Origin of the sequence: Leptolyngbya sp. AN02str (assembly GCF_050565595.1) — a bacterium.
In the GTDB taxonomy this organism is placed as follows: Bacteria; Cyanobacteriota; Cyanobacteriia; order Elainellales; family Elainellaceae; genus Kaiparowitsia.
The window spans coordinates 1-23,950 of sequence record NZ_JBNXVR010000040.1; the positions used below are offsets into that span (position 1 = coordinate 1).

The window sequence follows — 23,950 nt, forward strand, 5'->3', positions numbered from 1 at the left end:
ATCAATAACACCCGCAATCAGTCCCAAGTGGTCCAAGTTCTCGATCTGCAAGGGGGCGATCCTAACTCGTCTCCCTCAGCTTATCCCCACTCCCTTTAATTCCCAGAGCAACCTGCGGAATGTCGGTCACAGGCGAGCAGCAATGGTGAGATAGCGGCGGGTAGTGAAATCGTTCAAGTGGTGAAATCGTTCAGGCTAGAACAAACGATTGAATGACTTGAAGTGCCTCTTTTAATTGAAGGTGCAATTCGGCCAATCCAGCAATGTTACTGCTGTGTAGACGGTCATCTAGTTCTGTAGCGATCGCCATCATGGCTTGGGCACCAACATTTGCACTAGCGCCCTTGACTTGATGGATCAACCGTTTTGCAGCAGCGACATCAGCCGTGGCGATCGCGCACTCCAAATGAGCAATTAACTGGGCAGCATCCGCCACAAATAGTTGCAGCAGCTCTTGTTCAAAATCTTTGCACCCATCCGCCAAAAGCTTTAGATGCTGCCAGTCCAAAGCTAAATGAGCCGTCGAGTCAGCCGAGTAGGGAGCGGGCGAACCCAAGTTACGTTGCTGAACTGTTTTGATAGGTTGTCGGCCAATCATCGCGCTCTCTATTCCTAGCACCGTGAATTCTGGGATCGAAATAAAACAAACCTGAGAAGAGCTATCTCCAACCCGTCAGCAACGCTTGCTGCAGATTTTAAGATTTGGCTGGTCAGACGCAACCCATCTTCTTGGAATTTGTTGCTTCTGGGTGTTGGATTCAGAGTTCCCAAGTCTTGAAACAAATCATCAAATTTAAATAATCTTTATGAAAAGTTTAAAGAGCTCTTCACACTGCACAAGCACCCTCAGTCATGCCGATGGCCAGCCTTCAACAAACCGCATTGAAAGGTTAAGCTGATTTACAGTGAACCAAAAGCACCGCGTATGACAGACCAGCAGGCAACCACTCAGTCTTGCGGCATTGTTTTGGTGACAGCCCCCAATCAAGAGGTGGCCCAGGCGATCGCCCAAACCTTAGTCGAGAAAAAACTTGCCGCTTGTGTGAGCATCACCCCGATTCAGTCCATCTATGTCTGGGAGGGATCAGTCCACAACGACGTCGAGTGGCAGCTTGTCATCAAAACCAACCTCGACGATTTTGCCGATCTTGAAGCCCAAATTCGGCGTGTTCATCCTTACCAAGTTCCAGAAATCGTTGCCATTCCTTTTGTCCAAGGCTCCTCGCCATATTTACAGTGGATTCAGGACAACACACGCCCCAAACACAACGCAGACTCCTGATCCCGTCGGAGATGGTTGATTTTGGGTCAGCCCTGAAACACGGATTGGCTGCAAGGAACTTGAATGCGAAACGTCGTTCCTTGGCCAAATTCTGAATGGCACGACAAAACACCACCGTGACGTTCTGTGACAATTTGATAGCTAATCGATAGTCCCAAACCAGTACCTTTACCAATGGGTTTGGTGGTAAAGAAGGGATCGAAGAGTCGTTGCTGTTGTGCCTTGGGAATACCGAAGCCATTGTCGGAAATTTCGATCAAAACCTGATTTGACCCTTGAAGCTGCGTGCGAATCTTAATGTATGGCTTCAAGTTTGGCTGAGCCACGGTCGCATCTTCCAACGCATCGATCGCATTGGTGAGAATGTTCATAAACACTTGGTTGAGCTGCCCAGCATAGCTTTCAATCAGCGGAAGTGTTCCATATTCTTTCAGCACAGCAATGTCGGGGCGATCGCTCTTGGCCTTGAGCCGATGTTGCAAAATCATGAGCGTACTGTCAATTCCTTCGTGTAAATCGACAGCTTTCATTTCTGCTTCATCCATGCGGGAAAAAACACGCAAAGAAGCCACAATTTTTTGAATTCGCTCTGCTCCAACCCGCATGGATTGAAGTAATTTTGGAAAATCCTGAATCAAAAACTGGGTATCGATTTCATCAATCTCGGCCTGCACACCATCGGGCAAGTTCAAATAGTTTCTTTGATAAATTTGAATCAACTTGAGGAGGTTTTGTGTGTAGTCATGAGCATGAGAAAGGTTGCCATAAATAAAGTTCACTGGATTGTTAATTTCATGGGCAACTCCTGCCACTAATTGACCCAGGCTCGACATTTTTTCATTTTGCACAAGGTGCATTTGAGCTTGCTGTAGCGTATGCAGCGCCTGAGTTAATTCGATCGTCCGTTCGGCGACTCTTCTTTCTAGCTCGTCGTTCAGCGCTTGTAGTTGTTCTTTGGTTTGTTTACAGGTGGTAATGTCATTGCGAATGGCGACATATTGATACGGCTTTCCGGTAGAGGTAAGGAATGGAACAATCGTTGTATCAACCCAATAGTAAGACCCATCTTTCGCCCGATTCTTTACTTCGCCTCGCCAAACATGACCCAGCGCAATGGTTTTCCACATTGTTTGAAAAAATTCTGGAGGGTGATAACCGGAGTTAATAATGCGGTGAGATTGTCCTAACAGTTCTGCACGGGAATATTTGGAAATTTCACAAAATCGATCATTTACGTAGGTGATGCGCCCCTTACTGTCTGTAATAGCCACGATCGATGATTGATCTAGCGCAAATTTTACGTCTGCTAAATCTTTGAGCGATCGCTTTAGCGAGTTATCAGTATGTTGCAGTTTTTTAACTTGTTTGCGTAAAGCAAGAACTTCGTGGCGTAAGAAATCGCAGCTTTCAGCAGGTGGGAATACGCGGCTAGACATGGATTGAAGCCAAACCTTTTCCGTTGGATTGTTTTAATATTCCCCTGGGCGATCGCCCCAATTCAGCCTGTTATGTTTAGAGATAGATGTACATAGTTATACACAAAACCTGTTGCATCCAAATTCAAGGTTTGTCATTAAAAATCTTTCAGTGGAGAGCCAATTAGTCAATTGAACTTAGGACTCTTCTTTACACAAAGAATTTTGGTGATGTTCTAGACGTGTGGTGATTGGTTGTGGAAGGGGTGCGATGCACCCCTTCCACAACCAATCACCACACATTTGAAACACGACCAGAATTTTGAATTCAAATTTTCATTTGCTAATGCGTTTATGGCAAGTCAATGAGTCATTGGCTGATTGCGTGATCGTCACCAATCCGGATCTAGCAATAGAATAAAAATCCATCATCACAAAGTCGTCAGGCAGTCGTCAGGCAGCAGATTTTTCTCTCAAAAAGACTGAATGTGGCCAAGGGGACAATCGCATATCCAGCGAGTACCGCGATCGCCAAGTTGTAAAGATATGTTTTTTGAGGAGAGCCATTACTCCCAAAAGAGGCGCGTACAAAGCAGCCACAAAGCGATAGCCGCCACACAAAGCATGAAAAATAGCGCCCAGAGGACGCTAGAAGGAGGTTTGACGATTCGTGTCGTTCGTCGTTTGTCTCTTAAGCACTACATCGGAACCCAACCAGATTCCAGAAATTTGAAAACGAATTAACAAAAACCAAATCCAGGTGTGTAGATTTGTCGGCTTGCAACAACCCAACGGCTTGAACTGCGGGCCTTTCAGATTCAGACCTAGACAAGCGTGGAGCCTAGCGTTTCATCGCCCGCTCAATCTCACGTTTCGCTTGTTTGCGCTTCAGGTCTTCGCGCTTGTCGTGCAGCTTTTTGCCTCGAGCAAGCGCCAGCGAAACCTTGACGTGTCCCCGCTTCATGTAAAGCTTGAGAGGAACGAGAGTCAGGCCCTTTTGCTCAATTTTGCCAATGAGCTTGCGAATTTCCTCTTTGTGCAACAAGAGCCGCCGAGTACGGCGCGGATCGTGGTTAAAAATTTGGCTAGCCGTATCGTGTGGCGATACATGCACATTTAGCAGCCACGCCTCTTCGTTGCGAATGAGGCCATAGCCATCTTGTAAATTAACCTTTCCCTGCCGAATGGATTTGACCTCGGTGCCGCGTAGCTCAATTCCGGCCTCAAAGGTTTCCAAAATTTCGTACAGGAACCGTGCCTGCCGATTGTCGGCAATAATTTTAATGCCTTCGCCACTATCTGCCATAGGGTTTCCTCTGCGATCGCCCTCCACAATTTCTCAAATTTGTCATGAGTCGCACCTCATCTTGAATCTATAGCCTACGCCAAAAGAGCAGCGATCGCTTGGAGCAATCTTGAGTCAGCCCTTCACGTCGTGATCATAGATGTGGTGGCCATTCCAATCGGGGCTAGCCCTATTCCACAACGACTCGCCACTCGTGCAGCTCGTAGCTAACGCAGCCATTTTGAATGAGCGGATCTTGCTTCACAATTAGCTGCGCTTCTTCAAGAGATTCTGCGTGAAACATCATCATGCCGCCGCCACGCTCTGCCCAGTACCCCGTTTTGGCTTGATGGCCTTTGGCTTGCAGCTCCCGTACAAAGGCCAAATGGGCAGGCACAAATTGATCAAATGTTGGTTTATCCACCAAGCCCTTTTCTATTTTGACGAACCAAGGCATATCTCAACAATGTAAAAGCAATTTAGAATCTAGCGGGCTCTAGCAAGCGATGTAGTACTGCTGGGCCTTGCTTAGCCAATTGTGACGTGTGAAACGAGCTGATGCCTACTCCTCCTGCCAAAACGCCACGATTCTTCATTGCACTGCTGCCTCCCAAACCCATTTGGGACTATGCAGAAGCCGTAATTTGCGAGTTAGGCGATCGCTACAATACGCGTACGGCAAAAGCTCCACCCCACGTTACGCTGCAACCTCCGTTTTTGTGGGCTATGGAACGGGTTGCGCCACTGGAGGCGGCGATCGCTCAGGTTGCCCAGGAGTACGCAGCTGTTCCGGTTTTGCTACGAGGCTTTGGCGCTTTTGCTCCCCGAGTACTTTACCTCAATGTGCTGAAAACGCCCGAATTATTAACGTTGCAGGGGGATCTGATGCTTCACCTGCAACGCACCTTAGGCATTGTCGATCCCACGACGCAGCGACGCCCCTTTGCCCCACACATGACCGTTGCCTCCCGCAATATGTCTTCCGCGATTTTTCGGCAAGCTTGGGCCGATCTACAAACTCGCGACGTGGCATTTGACTTTGTGAGCGATCGCCTGACCCTGCTGGTGCACCATGGCCATCGCTGGGAGATCTATGCCCACTATCCGTTGCGATCGCCCATCGCCCCTTCCTGACTCGGCCACAGGCACCGCCGCTCTAGATGTGAGCATGGAATAGAGCTGAGTTCGGCACTCGGCAGACAAGAAACCACGAAGGGAAAGGCCATTCAGAATTTTTGAGTTTTTTGTCGAAAGTGTTGACACTTTTGAGTTAAAACGGTAACAATAGATACAAAAACGAGCAATCGTTTTCGTTCATCCCCCAAAGCTCAACTGCGCAGACCAGAACTATTCAGGTAGCCGCTGTTGACAAAGTGGGACGGAAGTAGGGAAAACTCCCGAAGGAACGCGCCTCAAAACTCGACACATTAGACAAAAGAGGCGGAACCATGAACTTAAACTATCGCGGTGTCACTTACAATTACACCTCTCCCACCGTGGGCGTGCAAAATAGCCATCCCACAACCACCAATCTCAAATATCGCGGCAACATGTATGCAACCAATGTAGACGTTGCACCCGAGGCCGTCGAAGTTGCTCCTGTGGCCGTTGTTGCAGCCTCTGATCCAGTGGTGCTAACCACCAGTGACCGCGCTCGTGCGCTGATGATGAATCACCATCGCCAAGTCAAGCGTCGTCAACAGGTCATGCTAACTCGTCTGGCCACTAGCGTTGGCCTAGATGGCAGCAAGAGCGCCCAGTATTGGAACCATGTGCAGGGCAAGGTTCATCCTGGTTTTTGGAACACCTACGATCGCAGCCACGCCTCGATCAGCTAGGTAACCTGCTAGGTCATCTAAAGTTTGGGGGCAATCCTTCATCCGGTTGCCCCCTTAGGCTAAACCCATGGGTGTGAATCTGCGGGGTTATGGCCCCCCAGCAATTTAGATTGGGGAAGTGAAAGACAAGTAGTTAGCTGGTTGATGGCACTCCTGTTCAGGAGTGCCATTTTTATGCACTTCCTGCTGTTGAAATAACGTCAATTCAGGATAAACCCAATCATCCTTTGCATGCCCAACGCGACCGCAGAAAGGGTCGTTTTCTGGGGGGTACGCGCTGGATGCCCCTCAAAAACGACCTCGCCTGAAACTGATGTTGGCATACGGTGTCTGCGTATTCCCTGAGCAGAACACGAACTCTGTACAGAATCCTCACCGCTTTGTAGGAGTTGTCGTAGGCTTGACCCACAATGACCCATTCAACGGCAGAACTCTGCGGAACTCTGCGGAAATATCGGACTGGCCTATCCACTCAAGTTGCGGGTTTATGCCCTATCTGCTTCGGGTTGCCGATCTAAACGGGCAGCCCGAGTGGGAACACAGCGGTAATGCTGATATCGATAACCGCTCACCTGATCTGGCGCGATCGCCGTATCGGGTTCACAACCTATCGCCTCCAGCTCAACGTTGGCTTTGAAGTTCACTAGCCACAGATCAAGTGATGCGGATGTAGCCTCACCCACCGCCTGAATTGTACTCACTAAGGTTGCGCCAGCAACGCACTCATTGGTACAGGGCATTTGCGCTTGACGAGCCAACAAAAACTGGGGCGACTCGTCACCCCGTTGCCAAAATTCATAGGCCAGCCCCATCATTTCTCCAGTTTGAACGAGGGTTTGCTGCGTGGTGGCAATTAACGGCACCGATTCTGAATTTTGTTGAACGATCGGCACGAGAATATCGGGTCGATAGTATTTGCGATAGCCCAAATTGTTGATCACAGTGATGCCGCTGAGCACCCCAACCACCAGTACCAGCACCACGACTTGGCGATCGCTTAACCATCTGGTCAGACGCCGCCGCTGCCACAGCATCGCCAAACTTGCCCCAATCACAAGCATCACAACCGGGAAGTAAAGGAAATGGTACCGAGCCCCACGGGTTAAGTCGGCTCCAAACCCATAGGTCACAGCAAACATGATGGCGATCGCTCCAAGCGCAGTACCCACCAAACTCTGGGCTACCCCTTGTTGAGGCGAGGGAGCCAACCATTGCCGCAGCCCTTGCCATAACCGTGGCCACGTCAGCACGGCAATGCCAATCATGACAGCACCCGCAATGATGATGATGGGCAACTGCTCGGCTTCGACAGGCAGCAACATTTGCATGGTTATCCACGCGGCCAGTGCCTGAAAGATCGGGCTGACAATGGCTCGAAGAGTCCACCCATCGTCATTTTGAATCCATTGGGTTAACTGATTACTGTGAATGCTGCGTAGGAGCGGTAGCCATACCAATCCTCCAACCAAGCTACCCAGCGCTACCCCGTACATCCTCAGCCAGTGCAGCTTGAGCAAATGTCGCCAACTCTGTCGGGCATCTTGCCAAAGAAACCAAATTAGGGATAGACCGATCGCCCCCAAAGTGAGGGTAAAAAAGTAGTGAGTTGCAACGCCCAATGCATTAATGACAATCCACAGCAGCATGAGCCAGTAGGGCATGGGCAGCTGGTTCTGGAGCGATCGCATTGCCGCCACCAAGCACGCCACCGATGCCATCACCCACAACATGGCCAACGCATAGTGACGAGCTTCTTGGGTTAAAAACACCGCATAGGGCGATACAGCCAGCATGGCTGCGCTGAAATGAGCAATGGGCAAGGAGCGAAATCCCAACCAACCCATGCCAAACATGGCCGGAATGGCCGCCGTTCCCAACAGAGCTGGCAGCGATCGCGCCACCCCAATCGAAGCCATAACGCGATCGCCCTGCCATAAATCCATCCACCATCCAGCCAACACAAAGTACAGCGGCGGATGGGTGCTCTCAGTCAACAAATAATCCAATACTTGGTGGGCGCGCACCGACGGAGCCAGCGTATCCATTTGCACAGGGGCTAGCAGCTCCGACAGGGCGATCGGCTGGTCGAGCGGCACCTCAGTAAAACTATGGCCCAAGCTAAAGACTAAAGTCGCAAACTCGTCAATCCACGGGGGTTTTGCGGCCAAGTTTGTAAACCGCAGCACCGCTCCAATCGCAATCCACAACAGCAGTAGTCCAATCGTTGTCCAAGGGGGTACCCAGCGTTGTTTCACTACATTTCCAAATACACAAATCTTCAGCAAACAGGACTGATGTTCTCCTTTCGCATTCTCACCGAGAATGGCCCCCATGGGAGCATCAAGGTTGAGCAGCCACAGACCCATCATGCAAAGCATCAGAAGGCAACTGAAACCTTCTTGGATTGACTCACTGCACCATTTTGCACAGATCTTGGTGCGTCAACGTTTCAGGAGTCATGCCACAACTAGCTACGCTACCGGCCCAGGCCTAGCGTTTGCGCCCCAAACTTTGGACAGTCAATTTGAGGGGTTTTGCTGGAGATTACTTTATCGCGTGTGGATTTATTGCGCCAGAGTATTGGAATTGCAAGATGACACGAGCGTGGCAGATTCCAAACCCGTGATTTGCACACTGGCAAGTAGCGTTGTCCAGCGATCGCGCACGATAGGGTTTTGGGGCTGTTGGCAAAGCTGCTGAGCAACCTGATCTAGCGCATCTTGCCAAATGCCAAACTCTTGATAAACCGAGAATTTCATCTCTGGAGTGGAGGTGCTTAGCTGCTGCTCAAGCTCGGCACTTGACTCTATTCGCCGTAGCCAGCCTTCAACAAAGATATCGCCCGAGCGATCCACCTCATTACAGATGAGCGAGAGATACCAATGATAGTCTTCGTTGGCGATCAACCGCGAGACCTTGGCACTGCCTTGGTCAACGGTGGGAATGGGAATACTCACCACACCGCCCTGGTCTGGGACGGGCACCACCGTTTGATAGACAGGCTCATCGTTTTGGTCAAAGACCGCCAGTTCGATGCCAGCGGCTGCAACCCGAGGCACATACCAATAGAGCGTCGGCTCAAGGCTCACCGTCACGCCAAAGTTGGTTTCGGGCACAAGCGCAATTAACGGCAGCGATGACAGATCTTCTGATCGGACTGCACAGTCACCACGGGTGCCGCCGCCTTCGCGCCGCCCCGGCAAACCCCGATCGGGGGGAATGTATTGCGCATGAGCGACTGGCTGCCATGCATCGCCCAGGATGCTAGCCAGGGAAACCATCGTCAGGAATGCGATCTGCCAAAAGCGGAAACAACGCATGCGAAATCTCGTAAATACAGCAAGGTGAACTGGCAGATGATCCAAAGCACCATGGCTAAGTGCTATGGCTAAATGCTGCGATCGCCCTCTTGTCTATTTTTACGATTATTTTGCCCAGCCGCAGGAATCATTGCACAAAGTCAACCTACCCAGAGACACGTTTCTCAACCGAAAAGCTTTAGGACTTACGCAAGCCCACTAAATCTGTGGTGTTGGTGTTGTGGTAGGGTGCGAAGCACCCTACCCACAACACCAATGCGTAAGTCCAGAGCTTGTCTCAGGGGCACAACTTGGCACCACGTTGGGAAAAATGGTTCGCTCTAGCAAAACCGCTCACTCAGGCATCCCCACTTCTACTTGGCTGGGTTTTGCCGACGTGACGGAATCTCCAACGATATCGTCAGTAATGCTCTCCAAGCCAACTGAGTTCAGCAAATTTCGCCATGCCACCGCAACAGCACCAGAATTGGACATGTTTGAGAGATTGGCCACTTGGCTGGCGGCATCATACCAAATTCCTGCTTCGGCATAGATTTCAGGAAGGTCTTGGGGTGAGGCTTGCTCAATGGCCGTGGCGATCGCTTCGGTTGGCTCAATGCGCTGAATCCAGCTATCCACAACCAGGGCTCCCGACAAATCATCTTCATCGCACATGAGCGTGAAATACCAGCGATAATCTTTGCCCGCTTCCAGCGCTGGTAAGTTGGCATTGGTTGGCAAATCAATGCGAACCAATCCAGAAATGTTGCTGGTGCGATAGGTGAGTTTGTAGAGCTCATTGTCCTCTTCATCGGTCAGCAAAAACTCGGCGGCTACGGCCCCTTCTGCAAAGAAAGCGGGAATGTACACCAAAAAGCTGGGATATTCCTGCAGCGTGTAGCCGAAGTTCTGTTCGGGAACGATCGCCGTCAGTTTTTGCTGGCTAGCCTGGACGGAGGCGCTGCTCCAACAGCCACGAGTGCCACCGCCCTCGCGCCGACCAGGCAGACCTCGATCGGGTGGAATGTAGGTTTGAGCGAGGGCTCCTAAAGGAACCGTATTGGCCACGACGGCTGAGGCGATCGCCATCAACAAGCTGGCCCACTGAACTCTGGCACGCTGAGGCGAACGACGGCAGAACGTAGACAAAAAGTGACGCTGAGTCTTCATGCTGGAGATCACCTGAATCGGATAGAGGAGAGGAGATAAACGCTGGCTGAATTGGACGTTGTCGGGTTGAAAAATGCCGAAGTTGGACAGGGACGTATGGCTCCCGCCACCCTAAACAGACCACCCAACAACGCTGGGTATAGACGATTCATCTAGATATAGATTCATTCCCCAGCGAAAGGTTTCCGTGATGTGGCTCCGGTTTCCAGGCTAGCCTGTACATGGCCCTGCACAGCGCTCCTGCAACAAAAGCTCATGCAGCGCGATCGCCCAGTTGTAGGTTCTCAACAGGTCACCGTGGAGCGTTAAGAAGCACCAAGGGCCAGATCGAGCCGCTGCTGCGAGGCAGCTAGCGCCGCTTCTGGGCTGGACTTACCCAACAGCACCGCTTCGATCGCCCGACCCAAGTTATCAGAAATGCGATTGTATCCGGGAAAAATGGGACGCGATCGCCCGTATTGTGCCTGGTCTAGAAACACATCGACCGCTGGCTGCTGGTCGGCAAAGGCTCGATATATTTCATCTTGGCGCGATCGCAAATTCACGGGTAGATAGCCCGTACCAATCGCCCACTCCGTTTGAAACCCCTCACTCAGCACATATTCAGCAAAGACAAGCGCAGCCTGCTCCCGCTGAGGGGTAGATTTGAACACAAACAGGTTTTCGCCACCAACCACCGTAGCCTGCTGCATTCCGGCGGGAATGGGCATCACGCCAAAGTCCACTTGGGTTCCGGCCAACTGGCCCAGCGTCCACGGCCCCGTTAGCTGCATCGCCACACGCCCAGCTAAGAACCCATCCAGCTCGTAGCCACGCTCAGGCTGCGACAGCACCACCGACCCATCTGCAATCATGTTTCGCCACAGGTGCAAGGCTGCGATCGCCCCCTGGTTGGCAATCTGAACTTGGGGAGCCGCGTCGGTCTCGTCACCGGGCTGCACCAGTTCCCCGCCACCACTCCACATAAACGGCAGCCAGGTAAACACCGTCCATTCTCCTTTGCCCAGGGGCAACAGCATTCCATGTTGATTCTTGGCGGGGATAGTCAGCGCCTTGGCAACTTGGCGCAATTCATCCCAAGTTTGGGGAGCCTGGGAAATGCCCGCTGCCTCAAAGAGACTGGGTCGATAGAAAATCCCAACATTATTCGTGCCGAAGGGAATCGACCAGGTTTTGCCCTCCCACTGCATCGATTCCAACAGGGCTGGATCGAGTTCCTCCTTGATCGGACTAGCATTGAGCCAATCATCTAACGGTCGCAGTGCTTCTAGCTCTACCAGTTGCCCGGTAATCATGGGTGCATACCACAGCATATCGGGTGCGGAGTTGCCCACGATCGCCGACAAAATCTTGGGCATTTGCTGATCCGACTGGCCCACATACAGCGACTCCACCTGAATGTGGGGATGGGTTTCGTTAAACCGATCAACTAGCGTTTGCAGTACATCTCGGTTAGGAGGAGGGTTGACGCCTTGCCACAGCGTGAGGTGGGTGACACTGCGATCGCCCGAATTGCTCACCCCACAGCCCGTTAGCACAACCAGGCACATCGCCAACACCACGAGGCACCATCGTTTCACCATGCACATCATGCGGTTTCCCTAACTTTCTACCGAACTTTGGATCCTGAAACAGTATTGTTGACCTACCAATTTTAAAGATGCGATCGCCAGGTCGATCAAGGACATGAAGTTTCTTGATAGCCTAGAGATGTTAACCATTATTTACACAGTGGATTCATTGTGAATTTAAACTCACTAAGCTTTTTCAAAAGCTTGCGAACAAACAGTCGGGGAGCCAATCGACAGTTTGCCGTAATTGGGTTGGGAAGATTTGGGCGAGCCGTTTGTAAAACGCTGCATCAGTCTGGCTACGAGGTCCTAGGAGTTGACTCCGACGAAAAACTCGTGACCCAAATCCTTCAAGACGAATTTGTTTCTCACGCCTTGGAACTGGACTCAACAGAACCCGTAGCGCTGCGAGAAGCGGGAATTTTCGAATTTGACACCGTGATTGTTGGCATTGGCAATTACATTCAAGAAAGCATCATCACCACACTCAACCTCAAAGAGGGTGGTGTCCATCATGTGGTTGCCAAGGCCTCGTCCGAAATTCATGGCAAGCTGCTGAAGCGGGTTGGTGCCGACCATGTTGTGTTTCCTGAGCACGAAATGGGCTGCGAACTGGCGCGATCGCTGACTCGACCTGGAATTTTGGAACGGTTTGACCTTGACCCCGACCACAGTATGGTAGAAGTCGTGGTGCCCAAAGAATTTGATGGGCGCACAATTTTGGATTTGGAGCTGCGATCGCGCTATGGGCTGACGGTGCTGGCCGTCTGTCAGGATGGCAGATTTGAAGTGAATCCCAGTCCTGCCACCCGCCTGCACAAGGATTCGGTCATGGTAGTCGTGGGCGAAAACAAGGGGATTAACCTATTGCCCGTCTAGGGATCTGTCAAGCCTGTTGTCGATTGAGCATCTCCTACTCACCTTCATGCTTGTCTTTTCGGGATTGAGGTGTGCTTCACATCCAATTCGGACGGACAACAAGCGTTGGTGGGCTGAAACGGGGCATCAATTTTCTGCCCGTTTAAGTTCTGCAACAATGCACCATCCTCAGGTCGAGTACGACAACAGATGGGTCAATAAGGCGGCGGTTTGGGTAGGGTTTAGATTTGGGTAGGGTTTTAGGTTTGGGTAACAGATATGCGTGTTGTTGGTCTCATGAGCGGCACCTCGGTTGATGGCATTGATGCCGCCCTGGTGGACATTACAGGTGATGCAGCGAAACCCACAGTTACTTTGGTGCAAGGAGCCACCTATCCATACCCGGCCGAGCTACGATCGCGCATTTTGGCGGTCTGTAGCGGAGCTGCTTTGTCGATGGCTGAGTTGGCCGAGCTAGATGATGCGATCGCCCACCAATTTGCCCAAACCGCCATGCAGATTCAACAGGGGGAACCCTCTGCCGAGCTGATTGGTTCCCATGGGCAAACGGTATTTCACCGACCGCGCGATCGCCGAGCAGGCGCTTGTCCCCTAGCCTATAGCCTGCAACTTGGCCGGGGTGCGTTGATTGCCCACCTCACCCACATCCACACCGTCAGCAACTTTCGCACTGGAGATATTGCCGTTGGGGGAGAGGGTGCCCCCCTGGTTCCCTATGTGGATGCCCGTTTGCTGACAGATGAGACGCGCGATCGCGCCGTGCAAAATTTGGGCGGCATTGGCAACGTCACCTTTTTGCCAGCCGCCTGCCACACGCACGATACCATCTTGGGCTGGGATACGGGGCCAGGGAATGTGCTGTTGGATTTAGCAGCCCATTCCCTATCGAAAGGGGATCTCAGCTACGATGCCGATGGTGCCTGGGCCAGCCAGGGCAAGATCTGCGTCCCATTGGTGCAGCAGTGGCTTCAGCATCCTTACTTTGGACAATCCCCCCCCAAAAGTACCGGACGAGAACTGTTTGGTTCGGCTTTTCTCCAGCAATGTTTGGCCGATGCCAACCCGCATCACCTGAGCGCTGCCGACATTTTGGCCACCCTAACAGAACTCACCGCAGCCGCGATCGCCCACAGCTACCGCACCTTTTTGCCCCGAATGCCCGATGAGGTATTGCTATGCGGGGGTGGCTGTCGAAATTCCTATCTGAAAGCGCGTATCCAGGCTAATCTTGAAGCTATCCCCATCATCACGACCGATGATGTGGGCCTCAGCAGCGACTTCAAAGAAGCGATCGCCTTTGCGCTGTTAGCCTTTTGGCGGCTAGGTGGGCATCCAACCAACATGCCCAACATTACCGGAGCCGTACAGAATGTCATGCTGGGAGATCTCTATCCGGCAGTATCCTGAAAGTAGTCGCAAATACGATGCAAAATGCACGCTCTCACCCACAAGAGCGCGCCAAGAATCACCCAACAAAATGACCCAAAAATAGGCGATGAGTAAGGTGGAAATGGGGTTGTGTCTCACACGTTTTTAATGGAAGCAGGCCGATGGACGCTACAAGGAAACTGGCTTGAGCGAGACACGTTGCCCATAGCGGTAAAGGGAAAAATCTTGATTGCCTGGAGTCGTGATAACTGGTTCACGATGGTGACAAAATTGATATTTCCCGGTAGCGATCGCGAAGAAATTTCGCTGCAATATCGAGGGCGGCTCAATTCGGGCGATCGCCAATATACCTTTGTGTTACAACACAGCTTGCTCGGTCGCGTTGAGGGCGAGGGGTGGATCGCCCCCGACTCTGTTGTGCAGCGATACTGGGCACTGGGCGATCGCCAACGCCGCACTGGCTTTGAAACCATGCACCAGCTTGCCGACAGCAAATATTGCATGACCAGCAGCATCCTCTCAGGTCATCAAATTAACAGCATGATGGAGGCGATCGTCATGCGCCAAGCCGATTAACCAACTCCGCTCAAGGCTTTCATATACTGATCCAAAGCATTGGCATCAAGCATCCTGGGGCTCTTGCACCAAGTTCACCTCATTAGAGTAGAGCGACATTAACTGATATGACAGGGAATGATTCCACAATTCCACAAAATCTCGTAAGGCAAAGGGCAACGGCTTTTCAGGATTCGTAATTTTGGCATCATCCATATCATAAAAATGCAGCCGCTCCAATATTTCAGGCTTATTCGGTTCAGATAAATTGGCGCGGTAAATTCCCTTTTCATCAATATCCGAAAAACAATACACCTGAAAATAGTTATTGCTAGATACATCGCGATACTGCACCAATGCATAGATATCCACTGGATTGGTCGGCAGCATAAGGGCAATATCTAGCCGCTTTTGGGGAGAAAGCAACGCGTGATGGGCACTACTGCGAACACCAAAATAGCCGACCTTATCAGCCTGTAGGGGATACTTACGAAACCGAGGCTGCACAAAGGTTCTCAAGAATGTAGGAATATCAATAGTTTCTTCGGTGTACGCTCCAATCATATTGACATGCAAATCATAGGTTGGAACGGAGCCAATATTATAGATTTCGAGCTTGCTCCCCTGTCCAGAAATGGACTGCATATCGCAATATAAATGAGGCTGTGAAGCAGCTCGCAATTGACGTTCAATTAGATTTCGATACAGGCTATTTTCTTGTCGGATTTCTTTCAAAATCCGATACGAAAACCACGCATAAAAGCTAGTAATTGCTAACAGAATTAAGCCGCCAATGACAATAAAAGTTTCCATTTAAGCTGCAGAAGTAGATGATCTGAATGACCGCGTTGACGGACTAATTGTGTACCCAACGCGAACTTGATGACCGAGAGATTTGAATGTCTCTGAATCTATCATGCTTGCTGAGTTCGACATGGTGCACTTGTGCTAGCCCCTCTTCGTTAGACAATCCACCATCAATTGGTTGCTTCCCACTGGCACTCACTATAGACTTGGGGAAATTTTGGATCATATATCGTGTATGACGACTTCTTCTGAGCCTAACTTTCTTTCGATGGAACCATCGATGGAGCAATATGTAGACCAAACCGCAGCCGTCATTGGGTTACCGATCCCCTCCGAATATCGCGCCGAAGTGATTGCCAACTTTGCGCGGACTGCTGCGATCGCCCAACTGGTTCTTGAATTTCCATTGCCTCCCGAAGTCGAGGCTGCACCCACGTTTCAGCCATAAATCGAGATTGAACAATCATGACATTGGATTTGGATAAGGCCGACGCGATCGCCATTGCTGAAGCCGTCAAAACAAAGCAAGTCAGCGCCAAAGAAGTCACAACCGCTGCGCTAGAGCGCATCTCTGCGACCGACCAAGCCTTCAACGCCTTTACCGAAGTGCTGGCAGATCAAGCGATCGCCCATGCTGAAACAGTAGACCAGGCGATCGCCGCCGGAGAAAGCGTTGGCCCTTTGGCGGGTGCCCCCTTTGCCGTCAAAAATTTGTTTGACGTTGCCGGGGTTGTCACGCTTGCAGGCTCCAAAATCAATCGCGACTATGCCCCAGCCCAGCAAGATGCGACACTCGTGAGCGCATTGAAACAGGCCGGAGCCATTTTGGTGGGTGCGCTCAACATGGATGAGTACGCCTACGGCTTTGTGACCGAGAACAGCCACTACGGGCCAACCTGCAATCCCCACGATCTGTCGCGCATTGCCGGGGGCTCGTCAGGCGGTTCGGCAGCGGCGGTAGCCGGAGGCCAAGTGCCCCTCACCCTGGGCTCCGATACGAATGGTTCCATTCGGGTTCCAGCATCACTGTGTGGCATTTTTGGGCTGAAGCCTACGTATGGTCGGCTGTCTCGGGCGGGTGTGGCCCTGTTTGTTTCCAGCCTTGATCATGTAGGGCCATTTGCGCGATCGGTACGCGATATTGCCGCTAGCTTTGATGCGATGCAGGGCCACGATCCAGCCGATCCCGTCTGCACCAGTCGCGAAACGGAGTGGTGTTTGCCCCAGCTCAACGCAGGGCTAGATGGAATACGCATTGCTGTTGCCGGAGACTACTTTGCCAAGGGTGCAGAGCCAGAGGTGCTTGCTGCAGTTGAGCAGGTGGCCAAAGCACTGGGAGCCACCCAGCAGGTCTCAATTCCCGAGGCGCATCGAGCACGGGCGGCGGCCTACGTCATTACTACGTGCGAAGGCAGCAACCTGCATTTGCCCAACCTTAAAACCCGCCCTCAAGATTTTGACCCTGCCACACGCGATCGCTTCCTATCTGGCACGCTGATTCCCGGCTCCTGGTACTTGCAAGCTCAGCGGTTTCGTACCTGGTATCGCGATCGCATCCGGGAGATCTTTCAAGACGTAGACCTGATCCTGGCTCCCACCACCCCCTGCGTTGCACCCAAAATTGGCCAAACCACCCTGGTGATCGACGGCACAGAGGTATTGCTGCGTCCCAACTTGGGGCTGTATACCCAGCCGCTGTCGTTCATTGGTTTGCCCATTCTTTCGGTGCCGATTCAGCAACCTAACGGCCTACCGATTGGGGTACAGCTCATTGCTGCACCCTACAACGAAGCTGTGCTCATTCGGGCGGCAGCCGTACTCGAAGCTGAGGGAATCGTATCGGCTCCGGTTGCCAAACCTGCACCCGTCGCAGGCTAACGCACGTTAGATCGGTTTTGAGGTCAGCACCAAACGCAGCTTGGCGTGGATAAGATTCAACTGCGCCAAGCCCAAATCCACCTCTCCCTCCAACACCACGCCTGTGTTGAGCAGGCGATCGAGCAATTCCAAAATCGAAGGATTGGTCGAGTTTTCGCCAGGGTAATAGCCACCCGCCTTGGGCAACAGCGTGCCAATCTCACCCAGGTCAATATTGAGATCCGCCGGATCAATCTCAAACACGTTGCAAAGCTGTACCACTTGTTCTTCCAGCTTGCGCAGACTTTCTGCAGCGCGATCCAAGTCCTCGTCGCTTAGCTCACCATCCTCCATCCGGCGAATCACCTGGGCTTCCATCAACTGCCGCACCAATTCAATCACCGTCAACAGCAGCGGTGCAAGACCCGCGTCTTTGCCCTTGGCGGGTTGCAGTGCATCCCCAGAGGTGAGTTGAATGGGAGATTCGGAAGACATACCAATCAGAAATGAAGGATAGAGATAAATAGCCATTATCTTCTATCCTTCAGGCTAGACGTTTATTTTAAGAAAGCGCACATCAGTTTGGCCTGCTCAATCTTGAAGTGGCTGTTCATTCCAAAATGGATCGCATCTCTTGGAGTTCGGCTTCCATACGTTCCAGTTTGGCGTGGAGGGCGCGGTTTTCTTCCAGCAGTTTTTGGGTTTCCCCTTCGGGCAGCATGGGCTGGGCAGGGCGAGCGCTGAGGTAAGGATCGTTCTCCCACCAGTTGATACCAATTTCCTTGGCCTTATCGACCGAAGAAACCAATAAGCGAATACGGATGCTCAACAGTTCGGTAGACCCAACGGAAACCGTAATATCCCCCGCAATGACGATACCTTTGTCGAGGACCCGTTCCAAAACATCGGCCAGGGTAGAGCCGGAGGTGGCAGTCGCAATGGCGCGGGGGGCAGTAGAGGCACTCATGACTGTTTCTTCTCCTTTGGCTTGTCTTCGGCTACGGCGATCGCCACATCCGATTGCTCAGCCTCTGCACAGATCATGTGGTTGAACACTTCCCACAGCAAATGGGTTGCTTCCGAAACAGCCAAACCACTGCGCGACAGCAGCACATCATGGCAAATGTCGCGAAACTCAGGATTTTCGGGTGTGACAACGATGTCGTGCTCGTGGCAAATTTTGGCGATCATCAAGCCCGCTCTTAGACCTGTGGCTGTGTCATTACCAATGCGATCGCGATAGGCATGAATTAACCGAATGATGATGGCCGCACTCTCGCGATCGATGCCGATTTTGTTCACGGCAATTTCTTGCTGGGTGAGTTCATCGGGTTCGGGCATATTGATGGTGATCAGGCGATCGAGCAAAGCGTCCTGGGTTGCATGCACACCGCAGTACTCTTCGGGATTGGAGGTGAAAATGGCGCGAAAATCGGGATGAACGCGCACATACTCCGTGCGGGTCGCCGTGGGTGGCAGCACCAGCAGTTTCTCTTCCAATGCCGACAGCAGCACGTTGTTGACTTCGGGGCGCGATCGGTTGAACTCGTCGTACACCAGAGTAAAGCCTTCGCGGCAGGCGAGCGTTAGGCGAGAATCGACCCAATTCTGCTGCAGTTCGTCTTCTACCTTGACCACGCTGTGGATGTAATTATCCACCACTTTTTTGCGCTTATAGCCCGTTTGTCCGCCGATCAGGTCGGAGGTTTTAAAATCATCGTCGCCAAAGAGCAGCATCATGGGACGGCCTACCAAATCGGCCAAATGGAGCGCCAAAGTGGTTTTTCCCGTTCCGGCAGGGCCACGCAAATGAACCGAATAGCCCGATTCCAGGTAGCGTAGGGCGCGCAGGGCAATGCGATCCAGGGTGGGCGTACTAACAAAGCGTCGGGGGCGTGCTTGCAAAACAGTAGTCACAGGCTTAATTCCTCTGGAATCAGGTAGGTGCGATCGCGCTGAATAATCATTCCCTTTTTGATCAAGGAGCGGAGGGCATCCACCGCTTGAAATCGGTTAATGCCCAGGTTGGACTCAATTTCGGTGAGTCGCGCACCTTGCTTGTTGTGCACCAGGGTAAAGATGTCTTCTTCGAGTTTGTGCGTGTCGCGCTGCATCGGTTTGGACAACGGTGCAAACTCTCCTTCCGGAGCAGACTCTCCTTCTGGCTTGGAGGCGACCACCGCTAAGGCTTTGGGAATGGACATTTGTAGCTCACCCGAAAGTTGGGCTGCAAGTTGATCCAACGCAGCGGGCATCTCTTCCTCGACTAATCCCCACACCGACTGTTGTAGGGTTTGGTGAAACTGCCGCAGGGTTTGGCGAAAGTCAGCAAACTCTTGCATGAGTGCGTCTACGTCGGCAAGGCGCTGAGTCCTGCTGTGTTGCAGCAGGGTGGCAACGTGCTGAGCGCGATCGCTCCGCTCTTGCTCCAGTTGCACCAAATAGGTCTGCACATCGGCCTGCAAATCGCGAACGTAGGTTGTCAGGTCGTGCATCAACTGTTGCCGCATGACCGTGCGATCGCAACCATGATCCTGCAACAGGTCTTGCATTTGCACCCGCATCGCCTCGACTTGGTGCTGAAGCTGACCGCGCAACTCCGACACCGATCGGCTCAGGCTTTGGCGAAACTCACCTAGCTCTTGAAATAATTGCTGGCTCATGAGCGATCGCTCAGCTGCAATCACCGATAGTTGATTGGCAGTTTCGGCATGAAGTGCACTCCGAAACTGGTGCAAATCTGTACGCACTTGCTGAGCGATCGCACAACGCTCCTGCCGAAACGACGAAAGCAACGCTTGAACCGCCTGTTGGCGTTCTACTAAATCGGATTGCCGCTGCTGACCAAGCGCATGCCACTGATCTTTTAACGCAGCCACAGAAACCTCCCAAATCCAGGATGGAAAAGTGACGAAAAATACAAACTCAAGCCCTCCAGCCCAGTCACAGTATGTTTTCCAAATACTGTGCCAACTTTGAATCCTGTTTAACTGTTTCAATCATTTCGAGTTATCAGTTTTCATCTCTTGATTGCTGAATATGATGTGATTTTCATTCCAGCAAATTGTTGAGACTAAAAACTTTTTTTGCTGACTCGAAGGGCTGTCATCAAGCTCTTAATTATGATGCAAATCACAAAACAAAATCATCAAAAAAGCGAGTGTTCAATATGAGTGAGCGTCAATTCAACACTCGCTTGATGTGGTTGATGGCTTAGCTAGCAGGAACAGCAGCCTGAGAGGTCAAACCAACGGCTTCAGCATACTTCAGGTAAGTTTCTACCGAAGCAATCACAACCCGAGCTTCAATTGCCAATAACTCAATTCCCACTAAAGAAACGCGCACCCAAGCATCAACAACAATGCCCTTGTCAAGAATGCGGTCTACCACTTCGGCCAAACTAGAAGAAGAGTTTACTTTTTCAACTGCCATGGTTAATCACCTAAGATTTGAATGACGTTCTAGGAATCAGTCAGCTCGCAAATTATCCGTCGAGCATCATCTTCTTCAAAAGAAATGAATCTCTACACATCTCTCTTGAGGAGGACATTCTCATCATGCCCAGGTGAATATCAGCTCTAACAGGATCAGGTAAACATCACAAAACTTTATCTTTAGCCACTAAATAAACCCTGAAAAAATGCCATCAAAAAGGCAGTTAGACCTTCAACCAGTGCATCAAAAATCTTTACAAGAAACAGCCAAGATCTTGATCAGAACTATGTTAAAGCGATCGCCCAAACCGTTTGAGCCTAAGGGAGTTTCCTTTTTTTCCTATCACAAAAGCTCAAACAATACCCGTTAAAATACTGATTTAACTTTGGCAAACATTATCCAAATCAATGCAACATTTAGCTCGGCATTTCAGTTTCACTAAAACCGTGTTTTTACGAAATGCAACGTGCTGAATAGAACTCAGCTTGCCTGGGTATTTTCGTCGTTAAAACACACGCAGGGTTTGCAGCGCATAAAGCACCTCGGGCACCACTGCCGCGTCCCAGGCTCCTTCAGCCCCTCGCCCCGTAAGCAGCAGCACCCGCAGCCCAAACGAGGTCGCGTACCCCTCGGCCTCTAGCCACACAAGGTCGCTCTCTAGTTCGCAGCAAATGCGCTCCTCATCCATTAGTTCCAAGGCCATGGCGCGCATTGTTTCAGCTAGTTGATGGCTTAGGCGGCATACATCGTCTAGCTCGGCTTGGGTGAGCTCCAAGGCCCAGTCGCTGCCTCCAATCAGTCCACAAAAGACAGACGCATCGGGATTCCACCCAACACGCCAGCCTTCTCCTTGTTTCATTTGTCGAGCCATATCACGTATCGGTACTGAAAATATGCGCGATCGCCCGCCTGAATCTTGGCGGGTACTCATTGCGTCTAACAACGGAATTGCAAGGGATAGGGCAAAATGTGGTAGGCGCTTGCAACGGTGAATTACGGCATGTCCCCGATTATGTATAACCTTTTCTTTTCAGCAGCTTTTCAAAGTTAAATCCTCTGATCTACCCCACTTATTCATAGAATGATGTCAATGCACGTGAAATAGCTCAACCATTTTATTGGAGAATAGTCATGCCAGCGGCGGTTGGTGTCATTCAAACCCTTGGGTTTCCTGGTGTGTTGGCAGCGGCCGATGCCATGGTAAAGTCTGGACGAGTCACATTGGTGTACTTTGGTCTGGCGGAGCGAGGCGAGTTTTTGGTTGCAATTCGAGGCAGGACTTCCGAGGTCAAACCAGCGGTTGAGGCTGGTGTTGAAGCAGTGGGCAAAGTATTTGGTGCGGAGTTGGTCGATTACTGGATTGTGCCAAACCCGCCTGAAAATTTAGAAGCGACGATGCCAATTAGCTACACCCCCGAGGTTGAGCGATTTATGTAAATTGGCTATGACGATGGTCGAGTAAGAGTGGCGAGCTTAAAGGATGAAGCGCGATCGCCCTCCCGTGCAGTGTTAAACGTTATGAACCCGAGCGCTCTGGGTGAGTCATTCAGGAGAAAACAATGCCAATTGCGGTTGGAGCACTTGAGACAAAAGGATTTCCTGCTGTGCTAGCGGCAGCAGATGCGATGGTAAAGGCCGGACGAGTCACCTTGGTTGGCTATATTCGAGCGGGGAGTGCCCGGTTTACAGTCATGATTCGGGGCGATGTCTCGGAAGTGAAAACCGCAATGGATGCGGGAATTGAGGCAGCCCAAAATACACCCGGCGGTACGCTAGAAACCTGGGTGATCATTCCTCGGCCTCACGAAAACGTGGAGGTGGTACTGCCGATTGCGATTGGCCAAGATGTTGCCGCGTTCTCACAATAGGGATTCACGCGGCAACTCACGCTAGAGTGACCACTCAAGCAGTTCGTCTTGGTCCCAACCGTCTGCGAACTAACCTATGGCCAGAAAGACTTAGAGAGGGGAAAGGCGATCGCCTTTCCCCTCTCTAAGTGTGGAGTTTTGACTGATATGGCCTATCTTGGCTCGACCTATACGGCTTATGGAGATGCGGTGGTTGCAACGGACTTAAAACCCAGCGTATCCAGCACCCTTTCTGCATTCAGGTGCTTTTCAACCATTTGCTGCACGTACTGAACCTTAATGGTTTCGTGCAGTCGCACTTGCCCAAAGGCACGGTCAATAATTTCAACGGTTGTCAGCGTGTCCAAGTCTACGGAAAGCACTGGAATTTCCATTTCTTCGGCTCTGGCCAGGGTTGCCTGGGTGGGAGGAATTTGCCCTGTGAGGATGAGACAGTGGGTGGAGGTTTCTAATGCGGCTAGCTGAATATCAGTGCGATCGCCCCCCGTCACAACCGCCATATTGCGAGCCTTGCGGAAATACTTCAGCGCAGAGCTAACGTTCATCGCCCCGATTTTGAGTTCTTCGACCATGAGATCGAGGCGATCGCCCCGACAAAGAACTTCGGCATTGAGCTGATGCACCAGTTCCGCAACCGACACACTGCGCAACAGCGCACTTCGGGGAAAAATACCCAGCACCGGAATGCCAACTCCTTCCAAATAGGGCCGGACTTGAGCCTCGACCTGCTGCATTTGATCAGCGGGAACGTCGTTAATCAGCACTCCCACTAGGCGATCGCCGAGGCGCTCCTGGGCAGCCAGCAGCGAATCAATGACCAACTCTGAATGGAATCGGCTAACCAAAACCACCTCAGCATTCAGCGCAACCGCCATTTGGGGCAGCGACAAGCCAAACAGCCGTCCCTCATCGAGGGTGCCAGGTCCTTCAATGAGGACTAAGTCTCCCACTTGTGCTTGAGCCACCCGAACGAACTCTTGCAGGTAGTTCGTGGTGTCGTCGCCACTAATGCGCTGAGCAATTGTGGCTTGATCCAAGTTCAGCAAGGTAGCCAAAATTTGGCTTGACGACAACCCTAGCGTTTCCGCAATAAACCGAACATCCTCATCCAAGTCATCTCCAGCTTCGCTTGGGCATGTGCCAACAGGTTTGCTGTAGGCCAGGTTAAAGCCCATCTGCTGAAACCGATGCAGCATTCCCAAAATAACTGCGGATTTGCCACTATAGGCTTCTGGAGAACCGATTAATAAACACTTTGCGGACACGCTAGATCGCCTCGCTTGAACACCAAACCACTGGG

At 51.5% G+C, this 23,950-nt stretch carries 26 protein-coding genes and 1 riboswitch; of the genes, 10 read left to right on the forward strand and 16 right to left on the reverse strand.

The genetic code is table 11. The features are described from left to right. Positions 1-190: 190 nt before the first annotated feature. The gene (locus ACQ4M4_RS22545; RefSeq protein WP_430686721.1) at positions 191-598 is read right to left on the reverse strand and encodes an Hpt domain-containing protein; all 408 of its coding nucleotides are present in this window, start codon (positions 596-598) and stop codon (positions 191-193) included. Positions 599-925: 327 nt separating this feature from the next. Here ACQ4M4_RS22545 and cutA point away from each other — a divergent pair, with 327 nt between their 5' ends. Beyond that, a complete protein-coding gene (cutA, locus tag ACQ4M4_RS22550) occupies positions 926-1,282 on the forward strand; it encodes a divalent-cation tolerance protein CutA (RefSeq protein ID WP_430686722.1) in 357 nt (118 codons plus the stop codon). Between the two features lie 26 nt (positions 1,283-1,308). On the opposite strand, the gene ACQ4M4_RS22555 is transcribed toward cutA, so the two are convergent. From ACQ4M4_RS22555 to ACQ4M4_RS22565, 3 genes are all read right to left on the reverse strand, one after another. Further along, positions 1,309-2,718, reverse strand: a complete 1,410-nt coding sequence (locus ACQ4M4_RS22555; RefSeq protein ID WP_430686723.1) for a PAS domain-containing sensor histidine kinase — start codon at positions 2,716-2,718, stop codon at positions 1,309-1,311. An 820-nt stretch (positions 2,719-3,538) separates the two neighbouring features. Further along, entirely contained in the window at positions 3,539-4,003 is a 465-nt protein-coding gene (smpB, locus tag ACQ4M4_RS22560) for an SsrA-binding protein SmpB (RefSeq protein WP_430686724.1), read from the reverse strand. Positions 4,004-4,172: 169 nt separating this feature from the next. Continuing rightward, on the reverse strand, positions 4,173-4,439 hold the full coding sequence (locus ACQ4M4_RS22565; protein ID WP_430686725.1) for a YciI family protein: 267 nt from the start codon (positions 4,437-4,439) through the stop codon (positions 4,173-4,175). A gap of 101 nt (positions 4,440-4,540) precedes the next feature. Here ACQ4M4_RS22565 and ACQ4M4_RS22570 point away from each other — a divergent pair, with 101 nt between their 5' ends. Together ACQ4M4_RS22570 and ACQ4M4_RS22575 are read left to right on the forward strand one after the other, a co-directional pair. Then, on the forward strand, positions 4,541-5,116 hold the full coding sequence (locus tag ACQ4M4_RS22570) for a 2'-5' RNA ligase family protein (RefSeq protein WP_430686726.1): 576 nt from the start codon (positions 4,541-4,543) through the stop codon (positions 5,114-5,116). 175 nt (positions 5,117-5,291) lie between these two features. Continuing rightward, positions 5,292-5,394, forward strand: a riboswitch (Glutamine riboswitch). A gap of 36 nt (positions 5,395-5,430) precedes the next feature. After that, the gene (locus ACQ4M4_RS22575) at positions 5,431-5,820 is read left to right on the forward strand and encodes a DUF4278 domain-containing protein (protein ID WP_430686727.1); all 390 of its coding nucleotides are present in this window, start codon (positions 5,431-5,433) and stop codon (positions 5,818-5,820) included. A 485-nt stretch (positions 5,821-6,305) separates the two neighbouring features. Here ACQ4M4_RS22575 and ACQ4M4_RS22580 read toward each other — a convergent pair whose 3' ends face one another. The 4 genes from ACQ4M4_RS22580 to ACQ4M4_RS22595 all read right to left on the reverse strand — a co-directional run bounded on the left by ACQ4M4_RS22580 (position 6,306) and on the right by ACQ4M4_RS22595 (position 11,881). Continuing rightward, on the reverse strand, positions 6,306-8,189 hold the full coding sequence (locus ACQ4M4_RS22580) for a glycosyltransferase family 39 protein (protein WP_430686728.1): 1,884 nt from the start codon (positions 8,187-8,189) through the stop codon (positions 6,306-6,308). 195 nt (positions 8,190-8,384) lie between these two features. Beyond that, the gene (locus tag ACQ4M4_RS22585) at positions 8,385-9,140 is read right to left on the reverse strand and encodes a DUF928 domain-containing protein (RefSeq protein WP_430686729.1); all 756 of its coding nucleotides are present in this window, start codon (positions 9,138-9,140) and stop codon (positions 8,385-8,387) included. A gap of 333 nt (positions 9,141-9,473) precedes the next feature. After that, complete coding sequence (locus tag ACQ4M4_RS22590) at positions 9,474-10,289, reverse strand: DUF928 domain-containing protein (RefSeq protein ID WP_430686730.1); 816 nt, start codon at positions 10,287-10,289, stop codon at positions 9,474-9,476. 305 nt (positions 10,290-10,594) lie between these two features. Continuing rightward, positions 10,595-11,881: an ABC transporter substrate-binding protein gene (locus ACQ4M4_RS22595; protein WP_430686731.1), complete on the reverse strand. Its 1,287-nt coding sequence runs from the start codon at positions 11,879-11,881 to the stop codon at positions 10,595-10,597. 150 nt (positions 11,882-12,031) lie between these two features. Here ACQ4M4_RS22595 and ACQ4M4_RS22600 point away from each other — a divergent pair, with 150 nt between their 5' ends. The 3 genes from ACQ4M4_RS22600 to ACQ4M4_RS22610 all read left to right on the forward strand — a co-directional run bounded on the left by ACQ4M4_RS22600 (position 12,032) and on the right by ACQ4M4_RS22610 (position 14,704). Further along, on the forward strand, positions 12,032-12,739 hold the full coding sequence (locus tag ACQ4M4_RS22600; RefSeq protein ID WP_430686732.1) for a potassium channel family protein: 708 nt from the start codon (positions 12,032-12,034) through the stop codon (positions 12,737-12,739). A 258-nt stretch (positions 12,740-12,997) separates the two neighbouring features. Then, positions 12,998-14,146 carry an anhydro-N-acetylmuramic acid kinase gene (locus ACQ4M4_RS22605; protein ID WP_430686733.1) on the forward strand — a complete coding sequence of 383 codons (1,149 nt, stop codon included), beginning with the start codon at positions 12,998-13,000 and terminating at the stop codon, positions 14,144-14,146. 111 nt (positions 14,147-14,257) lie between these two features. Further along, on the forward strand, positions 14,258-14,704 hold the full coding sequence (locus ACQ4M4_RS22610; RefSeq protein WP_430686734.1) for a hypothetical protein: 447 nt from the start codon (positions 14,258-14,260) through the stop codon (positions 14,702-14,704). Between the two features lie 45 nt (positions 14,705-14,749). Here the strand turns inward: ACQ4M4_RS22610 and ACQ4M4_RS22615 are convergent, their stop codons facing one another. Then, on the reverse strand, positions 14,750-15,496 hold the full coding sequence (locus ACQ4M4_RS22615) for a hypothetical protein (protein WP_430686735.1): 747 nt from the start codon (positions 15,494-15,496) through the stop codon (positions 14,750-14,752). A gap of 229 nt (positions 15,497-15,725) precedes the next feature. Between ACQ4M4_RS22615 and ACQ4M4_RS22620 the strand changes: the two genes are divergently transcribed. Both ACQ4M4_RS22620 and ACQ4M4_RS22625 read left to right on the forward strand, forming a co-directional pair. Beyond that, positions 15,726-15,938 carry a DUF4089 domain-containing protein gene (locus ACQ4M4_RS22620; RefSeq protein WP_430686736.1) on the forward strand — a complete coding sequence of 71 codons (213 nt, stop codon included), beginning with the start codon at positions 15,726-15,728 and terminating at the stop codon, positions 15,936-15,938. 17 nt (positions 15,939-15,955) lie between these two features. After that, positions 15,956-17,368 carry an AtzE family amidohydrolase gene (locus ACQ4M4_RS22625; protein WP_430686737.1) on the forward strand — a complete coding sequence of 471 codons (1,413 nt, stop codon included), beginning with the start codon at positions 15,956-15,958 and terminating at the stop codon, positions 17,366-17,368. 6 nt (positions 17,369-17,374) lie between these two features. Here the strand turns inward: ACQ4M4_RS22625 and ACQ4M4_RS22630 are convergent, their stop codons facing one another. The 6 genes from ACQ4M4_RS22630 to ACQ4M4_RS22655 form a co-directional block, all read right to left on the reverse strand. Further along, positions 17,375-17,878: a gas vesicle protein K gene (locus ACQ4M4_RS22630; protein ID WP_430686738.1), complete on the reverse strand. Its 504-nt coding sequence runs from the start codon at positions 17,876-17,878 to the stop codon at positions 17,375-17,377. A gap of 79 nt (positions 17,879-17,957) precedes the next feature. After that, entirely contained in the window at positions 17,958-18,314 is a 357-nt protein-coding gene (locus ACQ4M4_RS22635) for a gas vesicle protein (protein WP_430686739.1), read from the reverse strand. After that, positions 18,311-19,264, reverse strand: a complete 954-nt coding sequence (gene gvpN / locus ACQ4M4_RS22640) for a gas vesicle protein GvpN (protein WP_430686740.1) — start codon at positions 19,262-19,264, stop codon at positions 18,311-18,313. The genes ACQ4M4_RS22635 and gvpN overlap by 4 nt, the downstream gene beginning before the upstream one ends. Next, complete coding sequence (locus tag ACQ4M4_RS22645) at positions 19,261-20,226, reverse strand: hypothetical protein (protein ID WP_430686741.1); 966 nt, start codon at positions 20,224-20,226, stop codon at positions 19,261-19,263. Before ACQ4M4_RS22645 ends, gvpN begins: the two co-directional genes overlap by 4 nt. A 334-nt stretch (positions 20,227-20,560) precedes the next feature. Further along, positions 20,561-20,779 (reverse strand): gas vesicle structural protein GvpA, encoded by a 219-nt coding sequence (gene gvpA, locus ACQ4M4_RS22650; protein ID WP_430686742.1) that lies wholly within the window; start codon positions 20,777-20,779, stop codon positions 20,561-20,563. Between the two features lie 508 nt (positions 20,780-21,287). Then, positions 21,288-21,713, reverse strand: a complete 426-nt coding sequence (locus ACQ4M4_RS22655) for a DUF1818 family protein (protein WP_430686743.1) — start codon at positions 21,711-21,713, stop codon at positions 21,288-21,290. Between the two features lie 200 nt (positions 21,714-21,913). Between ACQ4M4_RS22655 and ACQ4M4_RS22660 the strand changes: the two genes are divergently transcribed. After that, a complete protein-coding gene (locus ACQ4M4_RS22660) occupies positions 21,914-22,219 on the forward strand; it encodes a carbon dioxide-concentrating mechanism protein CcmK (protein ID WP_430686744.1) in 306 nt (101 codons plus the stop codon). Positions 22,220-22,341: 122 nt separating this feature from the next. Continuing rightward, positions 22,342-22,650: a carbon dioxide-concentrating mechanism protein CcmK gene (locus ACQ4M4_RS22665; protein ID WP_430686745.1), complete on the forward strand. Its 309-nt coding sequence runs from the start codon at positions 22,342-22,344 to the stop codon at positions 22,648-22,650. 176 nt (positions 22,651-22,826) lie between these two features. Here the strand turns inward: ACQ4M4_RS22665 and ACQ4M4_RS22670 are convergent, their stop codons facing one another. Beyond that, positions 22,827-23,915, reverse strand: a complete 1,089-nt coding sequence (locus ACQ4M4_RS22670) for a phosphotransacetylase family protein (RefSeq protein WP_430686746.1) — start codon at positions 23,913-23,915, stop codon at positions 22,827-22,829. Between the last annotated feature and the right edge of the window lie 35 nt (positions 23,916-23,950).